Raw genomic sequence first — 14483 nt, forward strand, 5'->3', positions numbered from 1 at the left:
GAATCCGTCGGGGTCCGGGGCAAATCGGTCCACCGGTGACGCCGCCCGACGGAACCCGGAAACGGGGGCGAATCCAGCGCTTCGGAACTCAGTGCATAGGCGCGCGCACAGCGGGTAGGCCTTGCTGCATCGTCTCTCGCTCGCGAAGCCGTCGTCAGGAGTAGACCGTGCTGCAACCGCCGCATTCGTCCCTGGTAGCTGCCGTTCCGGCCCCGCGGGTGCCAGCGCGAGACAGGGACCAAGACGCCCCGTGGCACACCGAGGCGGTGTGCCGGCGTGACGAGGCGGGCCTGTTCTTCGCCCCCTCCAAGGAGCCGACCGCCGCCCGGCTCTCCCGGGAGGAGGCGGCCAAGCGGGTCTGCGCCCGCTGCCCGGTGATGGTCGAATGCCGCGAGCACGCCCTGCTCCAGCCCGAGCCCTACGGCGTCTGGGGCGGCCTCACCGCCGCCGAACGCCGCGTGGTCCTGGCCCGACGCCGCCGCCGGGACTTGGAGTTGAAGAAGGCGGCCCGCCCGGCGAGCACGATAGCCGCGGCAGGCTGACCGACAGACACGACGAAAGGCGCCCCCACCGCACCGGGGGCGCCTTTTGCTCGCGGGGTGAGCTGCCCGAGCCCCGCCCCTGCCCGCGCTACTTCCCCTTGTCGAAGTCGATCGCGCTGTACGCCCGCAGCTTGCTCAGCCGGTGCTCGGAATCGATCCTGCGCACCGTCCCCGACCGCGACCGCATCACGATCGAGTCGGTCGTGGCGGTCTCCGCCCGGTACCGCACGCCCCGCAGCAGTTCCCCGTCGGTGATCCCGGTCGCCACGAAGAACACGTTCTCCCCGGTGACCAGGTCCTCCGTCATCAGCACCCGGTCGAGATCATGCCCCGCGTCGATCGCCCGCTGACGCTCCTCGTCGTCCTTGGGCCACAGCTTGCCCTGGATCGTGCCGCCCAGGCACTTCACCGCACAGGCCGAGATGATGCCCTCCGGCGTACCGCCGATGCCGAGCAGCAGGTCGACGCCGGTGCCCTCGCGCAGCGCCAGGATCGAGCCGGCCACGTCGCCGTCGGAGATCAGCTTGATGCGCGCGCCGGTGTCCCGGATCTCCTTGATGATGCCCTCGTGCCGTGGCCGGTCCAGGATCACCACCGTCACGTCCTCGGGCGCGGACCGCTTGGCCTTGGCGACCCGGCGGATGTTCACCGACACCGGCGCGTTGATGTCGACGAAGTCGGCCGCCTCGGGCCCGGTGACGAGCTTGTCCATGTAGAAGACGGCGGACGGGTCGAACATGGACCCGCGCTCGGCGGCGGCCAGCACCGCGATCGCGTTCGTCATGCCCTTCGCGGTCAGTGTGGTGCCGTCGATCGGGTCGACGGCGATATCGCACTCGGGTCCCGTGCCGTCGCCCACCCGCTCCCCGTTGAACAGCATCGGGGCTTCGTCCTTCTCGCCCTCGCCGATGACGACGACACCGTTCATCGAGACGGTGGAGACGAGGGTCCGCATGGCGCGCACCGCGGCACCGTCGGCGCCGTTCTTGTCACCCCGCCCGACCCAGCGGCCTGCGGCCATCGCCGCTGCCTCGGTGACCCGGACCAGTTCCAGGGCGAGGTTGCGGTCGGGGGCCTCGGAGGGCACATCGAGTTCGGACGGCAAGTGATGATGCTCGGTCATCGGAGCGCACCTTTCTGTACGACGACGGCCGGATGAGGGTGTTAATGCCTGACTCTATCGCCGAGACCGCAAAATGAGCAGGGGCCCCCACGGATGAGCGCGCCGGAGACCTGCGACGATAGGGGGCGTGGCAGGCACGAACGGCAAGCAGAAGACGGCGCGGGACATGATCCTCTCCCTGGGAGTCATCGTCCTCGTGGCGGGCGTCATCTACCTCTTCATCCCGCACGACGACAGCCCGCCCGACCTCAAGCGCGTCGACTACCGGGTGGAGCTGCTCACGGCACGCCGCGCGGCCTCGTACCCCATCGCCGCGCCCCAGGGCCTGCCCGACGCATGGAAGGCCACCTCCGTCCGTTACCAGGGCGACGAGTTCGACGCCTGGCACCTCGGCTTCCACGACCCCGACGGGGAGTACGTGGCCGTCGAGCAGTCCACTCAGCGGCGCCCGGTCTTCATCGACGAGGCGACCCAGGGGGCGCGGGAGACCGGCAGGACCGAGAAGATCGACGGCCGGACCTGGACCCGCTACGAGGGCGGCCGGTACGACGCGCTGGTCCTGGAGGGCACCAAGGGCTCGACGACGGTCGTGACGGGCACCGCCTCGTTCGCGCAGCTGACGAAGATGGCGGACGCGCTGAAGACGGAGTGAGACCCCGTCCCCGGGCCACGGGCTCGGTACGCATGGAGAAGGCCCCCGGCGCATACCGGGGGCCTTTCTCGTGTCCGTTTCTCGTGTCCGTCGGTCAGACGGTCGTGACGACCTGGTCGAACTCCAGGCGCGGGGAGCGCGGGTACCAGGCGTCCGGGCCCGGACGGCCGATGTTGACGACCATCAGCGGGGTGTGGTCGTCGTCCAGGAATTCCTTGCGCACGCCCTCGAAGTCGAAGCCGGTCATCGGGCCGGCGGCGAGACCGGCGGCGCGGACGCCGACGATGAAGTACGCGGCCTGGAGGGCGGCGTTCAGCGTGGCGGCGTTCTCACGGACCGGGCGCTCGGCGAAGAAGAGGTCCTTCACCTGCGGCATGGCCGGGAACAGGTGCGGCAGCTCCTCGTGGAACTCGTTGTCCGCGGAGAGGATCGCGACCAGCGGGGCGGCGGCCGTCTTGGGCTGGTTGCCCTCGGCCATGTGCCGCACCAGGCGCTCGCGGGCCTCGGGGGAGCGGACCAGGGTGATGCGCAGCGGGGTCTGGTTGAAGGCGGTCGGGCCGTACTTGACCAGGTCGTAGATCGCCTGCACCTGCTCGTCGGTCACCGGCTCGTCGGTGAAGGTGTTGGCGGTGCGGGCCTCGCGGAACAGCAGGTCCTGCGCGGCTGGGTCAAGGGCGAGAGACATGGATGAACCTTTGAACCTTCTCGAGCGGGTACGTCGGATGTCCCCGACCGTACGACAGTGAAGTTCAACGTTCAATCAACTCTGGGACGTCGTGTCACACCTCACAGTGAACCGCCCGTGCCGCTCCGCGCCCGCCTCGCTACTCCGCGTCCGCCTCGTCCGAGGTCTCCTCCGCCAGCGCCGCGTCCAGCCGCGCCCGCGCCCCGTCCAGCCAGCGCCGGCACACCTTGGCCAGCTCCTCGCCGCGCTCCCACAGCGCGATGGACTCCTCCAGCGTCGTACCGCCCGCCTCCAGACGGCGGACGACCTCGATCAGCTCGTCCCGCGCCTGCTCGTACCCGAGCGCCTCGCTCATGCCCGGTGTCTCATCAACCTCGCTGGTCATGCACCCACCCTATGTGTCCACTCGTACGGAGAACTCACCCTCGGAGACCCGCGCGCGCAGGGCCTCGCCGGCCGCCACCTCGCCCGGGTCGCGGACCGCGTGCCCGTCCGCCTTCTGCAGCACGGCGTACCCGCGTTTCAAGGTCGCCGCGGGGGAGAGGGCCACCACGCGCGCGTGCGTGTGCGTCAGCTCCGAGTCGGCCCGGTCGAGCTGGTGCCGCAGACAGCGCCGGCCCCGGTCGAGCAGGTCCGCCACCTGGTCGGCGCGCTCGTCGATCATCCGGTGCGGGTCCTGAATCGACGGCCTCGCCAGCGCGTGGGCCAGGCCGCGCTCCTCCCGCTCCAGCAGGGCCGCCACGCACCGCCGCGCCCGGTCCCGCAGCAGCCGCACGCGCTCATACTCCTCGCCGACGTCCGGCACGACCTTCTTGGCGGCATCGGTCGGGGTGGAGGCGCGCAGGTCGGCGACATGATCGAGGAGCGGGTTGTCGGGCTCGTGCCCGATCGCGGACACCACGGGCGTACGGCACTGCGCCACCGTCCGGATCAGCTGCTCGTCGGAGAACGGCAGCAGATCCTCCACGCTGCCGCCACCGCGCGCGACGATGATCACGTCCACGTCGTCGATCGCGTCGAGCTCCTTCACGGCCTGCACGACCTGCGGCACGGCGTGCACGCCCTGCACGGCGACATTGCGCACCTCGAAGCGCACGGCCGGCCAGCGGTGCCGGGCGTTCTCCAGTACGTCCCGCTCGGCGGCCGAAGCCCGTCCGCAGACCAGCCCGACGAGCTGCGGCAGGAAAGGCAGCGGCTTCTTCCGCTCCGGCGCGAACAGGCCCTCGCGCGCCAGGGCCTTCTTCAACTGCTCCAGACGCGCGAGCAGCTCACCGACCCCGACGGGCCTTATCTCGGCCGCCCGCAACGACAGCTGCCCCCGCGGGGCGTACCACTCGGGCTTGGCGAGGACCACGACCCGGGCGCCCTCGCTCACCACGTCCGCGACGGCGTCGAACACCTGCCGATAGCAGGTGACGCTGACCGAGATGTCGTACGAGGGGTCCCGCAGCGTCAGGAACACCACACCGGCACCCGGCCGGCGCGACAACTGGGTGATCTGCCCCTCGACCCACACCGCCCCGAGCCGGTCGATCCACCCTCCGATCAGCCGCGACACCTCACCGACGGGGAGCGGGGATTCCGGAGACGTGTTCACAGCCATGCCGCGAGAGTAGTGGCCGCCGCTGACATCGCACCTCACCCACCCGGCGAGGCGGGCAGGCGCCCGGCACCCAGGGGCGCACCACCCCTGGGCCGTGACGGGGGCGACTCCGTTTCCCGGCCGCCGGGCCCGCCCCACGACACCGGCCGACGCAGCCGGTCACGCCGCTTCCGCGGCCGGCGTGATCGCAGCGCCTGGGCGCTCACGACGCCGGCTCGCGACTGCCCTGCCCGCCGGCACCGCCGACCCCGGCGCCGGCCACGCGACTCCCACCGGCTGCGCTGTCGCCGACGCCTCCGCGATCGCCGCAACGCCCGATCGCCGCTCCCGCCACCGGTACCAGCGCGTGCCGCCACCAGCTCACCGGACATCCCCGCCCGCGCACCACGACCAGCGGTGCGTCCCGCCGGCCCGCCGCGCCGTTCACACCACCGTGGCCGGTGCCACGACGGCTGATTACAGCAGCGCCACCCGCAGCCCCCCGGTGTCCGTGCAGGACAGCACGCGGGACAGGCGCCGGCACGACGAAGCCCCCCGCCTGTCCCGGGGACCGCCCGCACCACCCGGGCGTCACGCACATCGCTCCCTCTCAGCCTTCCCGGGGACTCCACACGGATGCGATCTTCGACGCGCCGAACGCGGCCTTACGATGGGACGCATGTCTGCTTCGCCTGGCCGCCGTGTCCTGCTCGCCGCCCCCCGTGGCTACTGCGCGGGTGTGGACCGCGCCGTGATCGCCGTCGAGAAAGCTCTGGAGCAGTACGGCGCTCCGGTCTACGTCCGGCACGAGATCGTCCACAACAAGTACGTCGTGCAGACCCTGGAGAAGAAGGGTGCGATCTTCGTCGAGCAGACGGAGGAGGTGCCCGCGGGGAACATCGTCATGTTCTCGGCGCACGGCGTGGCCCCGGTCGTCCACGAGGAGGCCGAGCGCGGCCGCCTCGCCACCATCGACGCCACCTGCCCGCTGGTCACCAAGGTCCACAAGGAAGCCGTCCGCTTCGCCCAGGAGGACTACGACATCCTCCTGATCGGCCACGAGGGACACGAGGAGGTCATCGGCACCTCCGGTGAGGCCCCCGAGCACATCCAGCTCGTCGACGGGCCGGGCGATGTGCAGAAGGTCGAGGTCCGTGACCCGTCCAAGGTCGTCTGGCTCTCCCAGACCACGCTGTCCGTCGACGAGACCATGGAGACGGTCGACGCCCTGAAGGAGAAGTTCCCTCAGCTCATCTCCCCGCCGAGCGACGACATCTGCTACGCCACGCAGAACCGCCAGCTGGCCGTGAAGCAGATGGGCGCCGAGTCGGACCTGGTGATCGTGGTCGGCTCCCGCAACTCCTCCAACTCCAAGCGGCTCGTGGAGGTCGCCAAGCTCGCCGGCGCACGCGCGGCCTACCTGGTGGACTTCGCCGACGAGATCGACGAGGCCTGGCTGGAGGGCGTCTCCACGGTCGGCGTCACCTCGGGCGCCTCCGTCCCGGAAGTCCTGGTCGAGCAGGTCCTGGAGTGGCTCTCCCAGCGCGGTTTCGAGGACGTCGAGATCGTCAGGGCGGCCGAGGAGTCCATCACCTTCTCGCTCCCCAAGGAGCTGCGCCGCGACCTGCGCGAGGAGGCGGCGGCGCTGGTCGCCGAGCGCCGCGGCGCCGGAACCGGTGAGGATTCCGGGGAGTGATCGGGGAGTGATGGGGGAGTCGCCGGTGGGGTTCGCCATCCGGCCGGTGACTGTCAGTCCCCCGTCGTAACGTAGGGCCATGCAGATCTTCGGCGTGGACATCGGCGGTTCCGGGATCAAGGGTGCCCCGGTGGACCTGGACAAGGGAGACCTGGCGCAGGAGCGCCACAAGGTCCTCACCCCGCAGCCGGCCACGCCCGACGGGGTGGCCGACGGCGTCAAGCAGGTCGTCGACCACTTCGGCTGGACGGGCCCGGTCGGGGTCACGTTCCCGGGCGTGGTCACCGACGGAGCGACGATCCGGACCGCGGCGAACGTCGACGACAGCTGGATCGACACCGACGCGCGCGTGCTGCTCGGCGAGCGGCTGGGCGGACTGCCGGTGACGGTGGTGAACGACGCGGACGCGGCGGGCGTCGCCGAGATGCACTTCGGCGCCGGGCGCGACCGCCGGGGCACGGTGATCATGCTCACGTTCGGCACGGGCATCGGCAGCGCGGTCTTCGTCGACGGCGTCCTGGTCCCCAACACCGAGCTGGGCCATCTGGAGCTCGACGGGCACGACGCGGAGAAGCGGGCCTCCAGCAAGGCCCGGGAGGACCACGACATGACGTGGGAGCACTGGGCGGTGCACCGCGTGCGCACGTACCTCGCCCACGTCGAGATGCTGTTCTCGCCGGAGCTGTTCATCATCGGCGGCGGCGTCAGCCGCAAGTCACAGAAGTTCCTGCCGCACATCGAGGGCATCAAGGCGGAGATCGTCCCGGCGCAGCTGCAGAACAACGCGGGGATCGTGGGGGCGGCGATGCGGGCGGCAGGGCATTAGGACTCGGGCGTCACACCGGGGGACGGGCCGCCGCCCGTCGCCGGTGCACCAGCCGAACGCGCCGGACGATCACGATCAGCCCGGTGATGAGCGTGCCGCCGTACAGCCACCCGGCCTGCGTGGCGAGCGCCGTGACCAGACCCATCAGCTTGCCGCCGGCCCCACCGTCGCCGTCCGCCACCGGCACCAGCCCCACGGCGAACGCGATCGGCACGACGACAGGCGCGGTCATCAGATCCCCGCGGCGCACCCAGACGGCGGTCAGCGCACACACCGGCAGGAACAGCACCCCGTACGCCGTCAGCGATGCCCCGAACAGCACGGCGCACAGTCCGCCGAGCAGGAACATCACCAGCGCGCAGAACAACCCGCTGCCCAGCCCGGTCAGCCGGGGGTTCGGAAACCTCGCCGCGGCGGGTGCCGGAGCGGGGGCGGGCCGTCGCACGGGCGGGGTACGGCGCTGCGGTCCCGCCGAGGGGCGGCGTTGCGGTCCCGGCTGCCGGACCGCTCGCACCGCACCACCGCCCGCTCCTCGTCCCGCCTGCGGCGGCAGGGACGATCTCGGCCGGTCACGTCGCGGTCCGTACTGGGCAGGTCGCGTCCTGTATTGCTCCACTGCACCAACTTAGGTCGTTCAATATGCCGAATAGGCCTTCTGACACGCCGTGGGCCGGGGCTTGGCCAAGCGTTCGATACGCCGCCGGGGTGGTTCCGGGTACGCCGTAGACTGGTGGATCGGCCGGTCTCCCGGCCCCCTGCCCTCTCCACTCACGGGAAGTCGCAACGTGTCGCTCACGATCGGAATCGTCGGTCTGCCGAATGTCGGCAAGTCGACCCTGTTCAACGCCCTGACCAAGAACGACGTGCTGGCGGCCAACTACCCGTTCGCCACGATCGAGCCGAACGTCGGCGTCGTCGGCGTCCCCGACCCGCGGCTCGGCAAGCTGGCCGAGATCTTCAAGTCGGAGCGGATCCTCCCGGCCACGGTCGACTTCGTCGACATCGCGGGCATCGTGCGCGGCGCGTCCGAGGGCGAGGGCCTGGGCAACAAGTTCCTCGCGAACATCCGTGAGTCCGACGCGATCTGCCAGGTCATCCGCGCCTTCAAGGACGAGAACGTCGTGCATGTCGACGGCAAGGTCTCGCCCAAGGACGACATCGAGACGATCAACACCGAGCTGATCCTCGCCGACCTCCAGACCATCGAGAAGGTCCTGCCGCGTCTCCAGAAGGAATCGCGGATCAAGAAGGACATCCAGCCCAAGGTCAAGGCGGTCGAGGAGGCCAAGGAGATCCTGGAGAAGGGCGACACGCTCTTCGCGCACGGCATCGTCCAGGGCGGCGAGCGCGCCGAGCTCCTGCACGACCTGCACCTGCTCACGACCAAGCCCTTCCTCTACGTCTTCAACGTCGACGAGGACGAGCTGACCGACGAGGACTTCAAGAACGAGCAGCGCGCCCTGGTCGCCCCCGCCGAGGCCATCTTCCTCAACGCCAAGCTGGAGGCGGACCTCGCCGAGCTCGACGATGACGAGGCCCTCGAACTCCTCCAGTCCGTCGGCCAGGAGGAACCCGGCCTCGCGACCCTGGCCCACGTCGGCTTCCGCACCCTCGGCCTCCAGACCTACCTGACGGCAGGCCCCAAGGAGTCCCGCGCCTGGACCATCAAGAAGGGCGCCACGGCCCCCGAGGCCGCCGGCGTCATCCACACCGACTTCCAGAAGGGCTTCATCAAGGCGGAGGTCATCTCCTTCGACGACCTGGTGGAGTCGGGCTCGGTGGCGGAGGCCCGCGCGAAGGGCAAGGCCCGCATGGAGGGCAAGGACTATGTGATGCAGGACGGGGATGTCGTGGAGTTCCGGTTCAACGTCTAACAGGCTGACCAGACACCCGATCACCTGGCGACGAAGACCACTCGGAACATCTTCGGCCACCATTTGCCCGTGATCAGGAACTCGTCGGTGCCGGGGACGGCGGCGATGCCGTTCAGCACCTCGGCGTGCTGCCGCTCGGTCGGGGTCAACAGACCTGAGGCATCGATCTGAGCGGTCACCGCGCCGGTGTCCGCGTCGACGCGCACGATCCCGTTGGAGGGCCAGACATTGGCGTACACACTGTCGCCCACGCATTCCAGCTCGTTGAGCCGCGGCACCGGACGGCCGTGGAGGGTGACGACGAGTTCCCCGAGCGGGGCCAGCGTCTGTGGCTCCCGGAAGGTCAGCCGGGCGGAACCGTCACTGGTGACCAGCCGCCCGCGCCCCGGCTGGTGGCATACCCCCCACCCCTCCTGCGTGTAGGGGAGACGACGCAGCTCGGCCAGGGTTCCGGCATCCCGTTCGATCGCGATGTGGTCCCGCCAGGTCAACTGCCACAGCGTCGGTCCGAGGACGGTGATCCCCTCCCCGAACAGCGGTGCCCGCAGGTCGGCACGGACGGTGGGAGGCCGGCCGGGCGGACCCAGGCGGATCGACGACTCGCCGGCCCTGCCCGTCCCCTCGTAGAGCGTTCGCCCGGCCATCTCGAGGCCCTGCGTGTAGGCCTTCGGATCGTGGGGCAGGACGTCGAGGACCTTGACCCCGAGTTGCTCGACCCGCCCCGCGGCAGACCCGGCAGCGGCCTGCGCTCGTTCCGGTGAGCGGCCGTCGGCCTCACACTCGGTAAGCAGCATCGCGCCCGCCAGGGCCGCGGCCGCGATGGGCGGGAGCGCCAGGAGCGCACGCATCCGCGCGTACCAGGCCACCGGCCGGGAGGCGCGAACCGCCGCTCTGGACCGACGGCGCTTGTGGACGCCCGAACGGCGGCGTGATGCCTGGCGGACGCCGACGGCCGGGTCGGCCATACGGTCATCGGCGTCCGTGGCATTCACGGTTCGCTCAGTGATGCTCTCCGCCTTCCGTGGCAATCGCCGGGGCGGTGTCCTTCCCCGCCGGCGCGGTCGGCGCGGGGAAGGCACCGATCTTCGCGGGCCTGCCGCGGCGGCGGAGCCTGAGCCTGAGCCTGAGCCAGTCTCGGCGTCCCGACGTCCGGGGCCGGTACTCGTACCCGTAGCCGTACTGCTCGCCGTCACGCTTGGCGGGGATCATGTTGAGGACGCTGCCGAGCACAGTCGCCCCGACGTCTTGCAGGGCGCGCAGCGCGTCGGTGAGCTGGCCCCGGGTGCTCTTCGCGTACCGGGCCACCAGCAGGTAGCCGTCGACCGCCGAGGCCATCGCCGGTGTGTCCGCCACCGGGAGTACCGGCGCGGTGTCGATCACCACGTGGTCGAACCTCTCGGCGAGCGAGCGCACCACGGTGCGGAACTGCGCCGAGCCCAGCATCTCCGCCGGGTTGGGCGGCAGCACCCCGCTGGCCAGCACCGAGAAGGAGCCCGCCGACTGCATCATGTCCCCGGCGTCCGCCTGGCCGATCATCACGGTGGTCAGTCCGGCGTCCTGTACCAGGCCGAGCGTATGGGCCACGCTGGGGCGCCGCAGGTCCGCGTCGACCAGGCAGACCGAGGAGCCGAACTCTGCCAGGGCGGACGCCAGGTTGATCGAGATGCTCGTCTTTCCCTCGCAGGGCACCGCACTGGTGACCGCGATGACCTTGGGCGGGGCGTCGATGTCCACGAATCGGAGGCTGGTGCGCAGCCGTCTGAAGTCCTCCGCCCGCTGACCGAAGGTGTCGTCGTCCGTGGCCACCGGGTGCCGGGAGACGCGCTGGTCGAGGACGACGCTGCCGAGTACGGCGGGTCCGCCGGAGGCGGCAAGACACCGGGTCAGGTCGCTGCGGCTGCGCACCGAGGTGTCCAGCGACTCCCGCGCGGCCGCCAGGCCGGTACCGATGGTCAGGCCGGCCACCAGACCGAGCGCGAGGTTGAGCACCATGTTCGGAGAGGCCGGCGTGTTCGGCCTGTGGGCGGGCTCGGTGACGCTCAGCCGGACGGGCGAGAGCCGGGCGCCCTCCGGTCGCTCGATCTCGGTGATGATCTCGGCGAAGCGGTGGGCGACCGCGTTGCTGATCCGGGCGGCCCGGGACGGCTGGGTGTCCGTGACGGTGATCTTGAGAAGTACCGTTTCGAGGGGTACCTCCGTGGTGATCTTCCGGGCCAGTTGTGAGGGCGTCATGTCCAGGCGCAGAAACTTGGCGACCGGCTTGGTCACGTAGGGGCTGGTCACCACTTCCGCGTAGGAGCGGACGCGAGCCTGGGCGAAGGCGTTGCCCTGATTGAGCTTGACCGTGTCGTCCCAGTCCTGAAGAGACACGAACAGCGTCGAGGTGGCCCGGTACTGCGGTGTGGTGGCGTGGGTGACGAACGCGCCGACCGCTGTTCCCAGCAGGCCCAGCGCCGCGATGACGCGCCAACGCCTGACCAGGAATCGGAGGTAGTCGGACAGATCCAAGGTATCCATCCCAAGTGCTCAAATAGGTATCAATACAGGACATTCACTAACTTAGTGATCATATCCGTGATCTTCGGTGAAACCATGCAGAAATGGCGGCTTTCCGCGGTGTGCGTTCCGGCACTGCTGGCCCGGAGTTCATGCCGCCGGGGAGGGGAATCAGCCGGCGCACGGGCCGTTCGGAAGTACCGTGGCCCGCAGGGGACGCACCAGCGGCTGACGCAGCACGACGGGAGGGCGGTCCCAGGGCCGCTCCAGCAAGTGGAGTACGAGGGTGCGCGTGCCGCGAGCGGGCAGCTCGACATCGAGGGTGAAGACCGGGTGACCCCGCTCGGCGCCGTGGCTGACCTGAGTCGTGCGGCCGTCCAGGGTCGCACCGGACAGGGTGGCCTCCGCGCTGGCGTAGTAGGACACCAACAGGCGGTTGTCACCTGGCCGCGTGTCGTAGGGCGGGTCGTCCACCCGCTGCACGACGTACGGCGGAAGTCCAGACACCGGAGCCCGGTTGGCCAGGCGGACGGTCACGGTGACCTCGCGTTGGCCGCCGACGCACCGGCCCGGTGCCCACACGAGTCGGCGGTCGAGGTAGTAGTCGAGCTTTGTGCCCGCCGCATTGTTGACGACCAGTCCGGCCAGCGGAGCGGATCCTGCGGGCAGTGCTCCGCCGAACGACCGCGCCAGGAGTTCGCGCTGCTCCGCCGAGTGGGCACTCCACACCTTGATCCGTCCCTCTCCCAGCTGCCGGTGGAGCGCCGAGAAGAGATCGGTCCGGCGCGCGGGGTCGGTCGAGGCACCGAGCAGCCGGATGGCCACAGCACGCGCCACGTCGAGGAAATACGCCTTGCGTCGCCTGAAGTCCGGGTGGAGCGCGTAGCTGGCGCGCTCGCTGAGATCCACGACGTTGTGGGCGGCGACGACGCTCCCGTCGGGCAGCCGGGCAGGACCGGAGGCGGCGAGGAGCCCGGAGACCGCACCGGGGTCCAGGCCGAAGGCGCCGTCCACGGTCTGGCCACTGTGCCGCTGCCACGCCGCGGCCCAGATCCGCGCGGCGTACGGGAAGTGCGGGCTCATGTTGGAGTTCACCCAGGTCCGGGTCGGGGCGTTGGGGCCGTAGAGCCCGTCGAAGTCCGTTCCCAGGTCGAGGTCCGCATACGCCTCGCTCAGTTCGACGTCGTTCCCGAAGTGCTCGAAGCTCAGTCGGCCCCGGTCCGTCCTGAGCACCGCGAACGCTCCGGGCAGTCCGCCCGTGCCACGAGCCTCCGCGGTGTTCTCGAACACCGCCAGGTACCTTCTCGGTCCGTCCGCTCCGAGCATCGAGGGCAGCAACCGGGCCGCCGCGGCGGCATCGTGGGTGAGAGGGGTGATCCGGTCGAGCTGCCGGGCGAGTTGAGTGCGCGCCCGGTCGGTGGCCGGCAGCCAGGTCCCGTGCGGGAGGTCGTCGACATCGGCACGGACCTCCGACGCGCTGCGCGAGGCCTGTTCGAGAAGGGGAGCCACACGGCGCAGCGCGGAGAGGTTCAGGTGCCGGCCGTCGTCCGTCCCGCTGGAACCGAGTTCCGCGACGGTGCGCGCCATGGGGGAGAGCACGTCGCGGGTCAGCCGGTCGGAGGCCTCCGCGATGCCGCGTACGGTACGGACGGGGCCGCCGGCGACGGGCAGATGGGCCGCCGGGAACCAGGCGGGGCCGGTGGTGAGGCGATGCGCCCGTGCGGCATGGCCGGCGACGCTGCGCACCGCGGCCTGCGCTGTCGCGGTCCGCGTCGTCGGCGGGCCGGCCGCAACGGCCGGTGCCGCTGCGGGCTGCGCGAGGTGCTGCCGCAGCGCCTCCAGACTCCGCTGGGCGGCCAGCAGTTCATTGCGGGCGAGTACCGCGGTGACCGCGATCCAGGCGGCACCGGCCAGGAGCAGTCCCGCCGCGGCGTACACCGGCAGCTTCACGCGACGGTCGCGCAGCCGACGGGCGATGGCGGCGGGCAGGACCCGCTCCTTCCACCGGCGCGGAATCCGTCCGGCCCGCTCGGCGCTGAGCGAGGGTTCCTGCACATGCGTCGTATCCCGGCGAGTATCGGACATCTGGTGCCACTCCCTGGCTGATCTCGTTGGCTGGGTCCCGTGGCCGCCCCCGCGTAACGCCCCCGTGGCGCCAGGTGTGGATGTGCGACCCTCCGCGCGGCACGCGGCACGCAACCGCGGGCGCCGGCTCAGTAGGCGCCGTCACCGCGCAGCACGGCGGGGAGGGTCCGCCAGAGGATCCCCACGTCCCGTCTGATCGACCAGGTGTCGACGTACTCCAGATCCAGGCGCAGGGCGTCCTCCCAGGGGAGGTCGGACCGTCCGCTCACCTGCCACAGTCCGGTGATCCCGGGTCGGACGAGCAGGCGGCGGCGGGCCTCCCCGGTGAACGCCGAGTCCGCGACCGGGAGCGGACGGGGACCGACCAGGGACATCTGCCCCCGCAGCACATTGACCAGCTGCGGCAACTCGTCCAGGGAGTAACGGCGCAACCACCGCCCGACCGCGGTCACCCGCGGGTCCTCGCGAATCTTGAAGAGGTGCCCGTCCGCCTCGTTGCGCACCTCCATGGCCGCGCGCAACCGCTCCGAACCGACATGCATGGTCCGCAACTTGAGGACGTGGAACTCCTTGCCCCGCCAGCCGGTGCGGCGCTGGCGGAACAGCAGCGGGCCCGGAGTGTCGAGCTTCACCGCGACGGCGGCGGCGAGGAGCACCGGCGCCACCAACAGGAGCAGGACGGCGGCCCCCACGCAGTCGATGGACCGCTTGGCCGCCCGGACTCCCCAGTGCGCCCGCCGACGGGGAGCCGGCCGGTGAACAGCCGTCTTCGCAGTCGGTACCGGCATTCCGCGTCCCTCCACCTTGTACGGCAGAACGGGTGAAACGTGCGCTGACTAGCCGCATTTCGACCCGCACGACATCTCAGTCGGTCCATTTCTGACTAATGAATAGAAACACGACATCGATCTGAGCTCCGGCA

Annotated in this window: 14 protein-coding genes; 5 read left to right on the forward strand and 9 right to left on the reverse strand. The window is 70.7% G+C overall.

Features of this window, described 5'->3' with window-relative positions; translation table 11 throughout:
- Positions 1 to 167: 167 nt before the first annotated feature.
- Positions 168 to 542, forward strand: coding sequence for a WhiB family transcriptional regulator (locus ACFZDA_RS22815; protein ID WP_086844991.1), 375 nt, complete (start codon positions 168 to 170; stop codon positions 540 to 542).
- A gap of 88 nt (positions 543 to 630) precedes the next feature.
- Here the strand turns inward: ACFZDA_RS22815 and glpX are convergent, their stop codons facing one another.
- The gene (gene glpX / locus ACFZDA_RS22820) at positions 631 to 1665 is read right to left on the reverse strand and encodes a class II fructose-bisphosphatase (RefSeq protein ID WP_020275873.1); all 1035 of its coding nucleotides are present in this window, start codon (positions 1663 to 1665) and stop codon (positions 631 to 633) included.
- 127 nt (positions 1666 to 1792) lie between these two features.
- Here glpX and ACFZDA_RS22825 point away from each other — a divergent pair, with 127 nt between their 5' ends.
- Positions 1793 to 2317: a DUF4245 family protein gene (locus ACFZDA_RS22825; RefSeq protein ID WP_391084381.1), complete on the forward strand. Its 525-nt coding sequence runs from the start codon at positions 1793 to 1795 to the stop codon at positions 2315 to 2317.
- A gap of 94 nt (positions 2318 to 2411) precedes the next feature.
- Here the strand turns inward: ACFZDA_RS22825 and ACFZDA_RS22830 are convergent, their stop codons facing one another.
- From ACFZDA_RS22830 to xseA, 3 genes are all read right to left on the reverse strand, one after another.
- Entirely contained in the window at positions 2412 to 3002 is a 591-nt protein-coding gene (locus tag ACFZDA_RS22830; protein WP_020275875.1) for a malonic semialdehyde reductase, read from the reverse strand.
- A 139-nt stretch (positions 3003 to 3141) separates the two neighbouring features.
- A complete protein-coding gene (locus ACFZDA_RS22835) occupies positions 3142 to 3387 on the reverse strand; it encodes an exodeoxyribonuclease VII small subunit (RefSeq protein WP_391084384.1) in 246 nt (81 codons plus the stop codon).
- 9 nt (positions 3388 to 3396) lie between these two features.
- A complete protein-coding gene (gene xseA, locus ACFZDA_RS22840) occupies positions 3397 to 4605 on the reverse strand; it encodes an exodeoxyribonuclease VII large subunit (protein ID WP_391084387.1) in 1209 nt (402 codons plus the stop codon).
- Positions 4606 to 5254: 649 nt separating this feature from the next.
- On the opposite strand from xseA, the gene ACFZDA_RS22845 reads away from it, so the two are divergent.
- Together ACFZDA_RS22845 and ppgK are read left to right on the forward strand one after the other, a co-directional pair.
- A complete protein-coding gene (locus tag ACFZDA_RS22845) occupies positions 5255 to 6280 on the forward strand; it encodes a 4-hydroxy-3-methylbut-2-enyl diphosphate reductase (protein WP_391084390.1) in 1026 nt (341 codons plus the stop codon).
- A 79-nt stretch (positions 6281 to 6359) separates the two neighbouring features.
- Entirely contained in the window at positions 6360 to 7106 is a 747-nt protein-coding gene (gene ppgK / locus ACFZDA_RS22850; RefSeq protein WP_391084393.1) for a polyphosphate--glucose phosphotransferase, read from the forward strand.
- Between the two features lie 10 nt (positions 7107 to 7116).
- Here ppgK and ACFZDA_RS22855 read toward each other — a convergent pair whose 3' ends face one another.
- Positions 7117 to 7722, reverse strand: coding sequence for a DUF6542 domain-containing protein (locus ACFZDA_RS22855; RefSeq protein WP_391084396.1), 606 nt, complete (start codon positions 7720 to 7722; stop codon positions 7117 to 7119).
- Positions 7723 to 7891: 169 nt separating this feature from the next.
- On the opposite strand from ACFZDA_RS22855, the gene ychF reads away from it, so the two are divergent.
- Positions 7892 to 8980: a redox-regulated ATPase YchF gene (gene ychF / locus ACFZDA_RS22860; RefSeq protein WP_391084399.1), complete on the forward strand. Its 1089-nt coding sequence runs from the start codon at positions 7892 to 7894 to the stop codon at positions 8978 to 8980.
- Positions 8981 to 9000: 20 nt separating this feature from the next.
- On the opposite strand, the gene ACFZDA_RS22865 is transcribed toward ychF, so the two are convergent.
- From ACFZDA_RS22865 to ACFZDA_RS22880, 4 genes are all read right to left on the reverse strand, one after another.
- Complete coding sequence (locus ACFZDA_RS22865; protein ID WP_391084402.1) at positions 9001 to 9972, reverse strand: glutaminyl-peptide cyclotransferase; 972 nt, start codon at positions 9970 to 9972, stop codon at positions 9001 to 9003.
- Between the two features lie 7 nt (positions 9973 to 9979).
- Positions 9980 to 11497, reverse strand: a complete 1518-nt coding sequence (locus ACFZDA_RS22870) for a polysaccharide biosynthesis tyrosine autokinase (RefSeq protein ID WP_391084405.1) — start codon at positions 11495 to 11497, stop codon at positions 9980 to 9982.
- 150 nt (positions 11498 to 11647) lie between these two features.
- Complete coding sequence (locus tag ACFZDA_RS22875) at positions 11648 to 13561, reverse strand: DUF4012 domain-containing protein (protein ID WP_391084408.1); 1914 nt, start codon at positions 13559 to 13561, stop codon at positions 11648 to 11650.
- Positions 13562 to 13689: 128 nt separating this feature from the next.
- Positions 13690 to 14349 carry a sugar transferase gene (locus ACFZDA_RS22880; RefSeq protein WP_391084411.1) on the reverse strand — a complete coding sequence of 220 codons (660 nt, stop codon included), beginning with the start codon at positions 14347 to 14349 and terminating at the stop codon, positions 13690 to 13692.
- Positions 14350 to 14483 lie beyond the last annotated feature (134 nt).

The sequence above is a fragment of the Streptomyces sp. NPDC007991 genome (genome assembly GCF_042958445.1).
Taxonomy (GTDB): domain Bacteria; phylum Actinomycetota; class Actinomycetes; order Streptomycetales; family Streptomycetaceae; genus Streptomyces.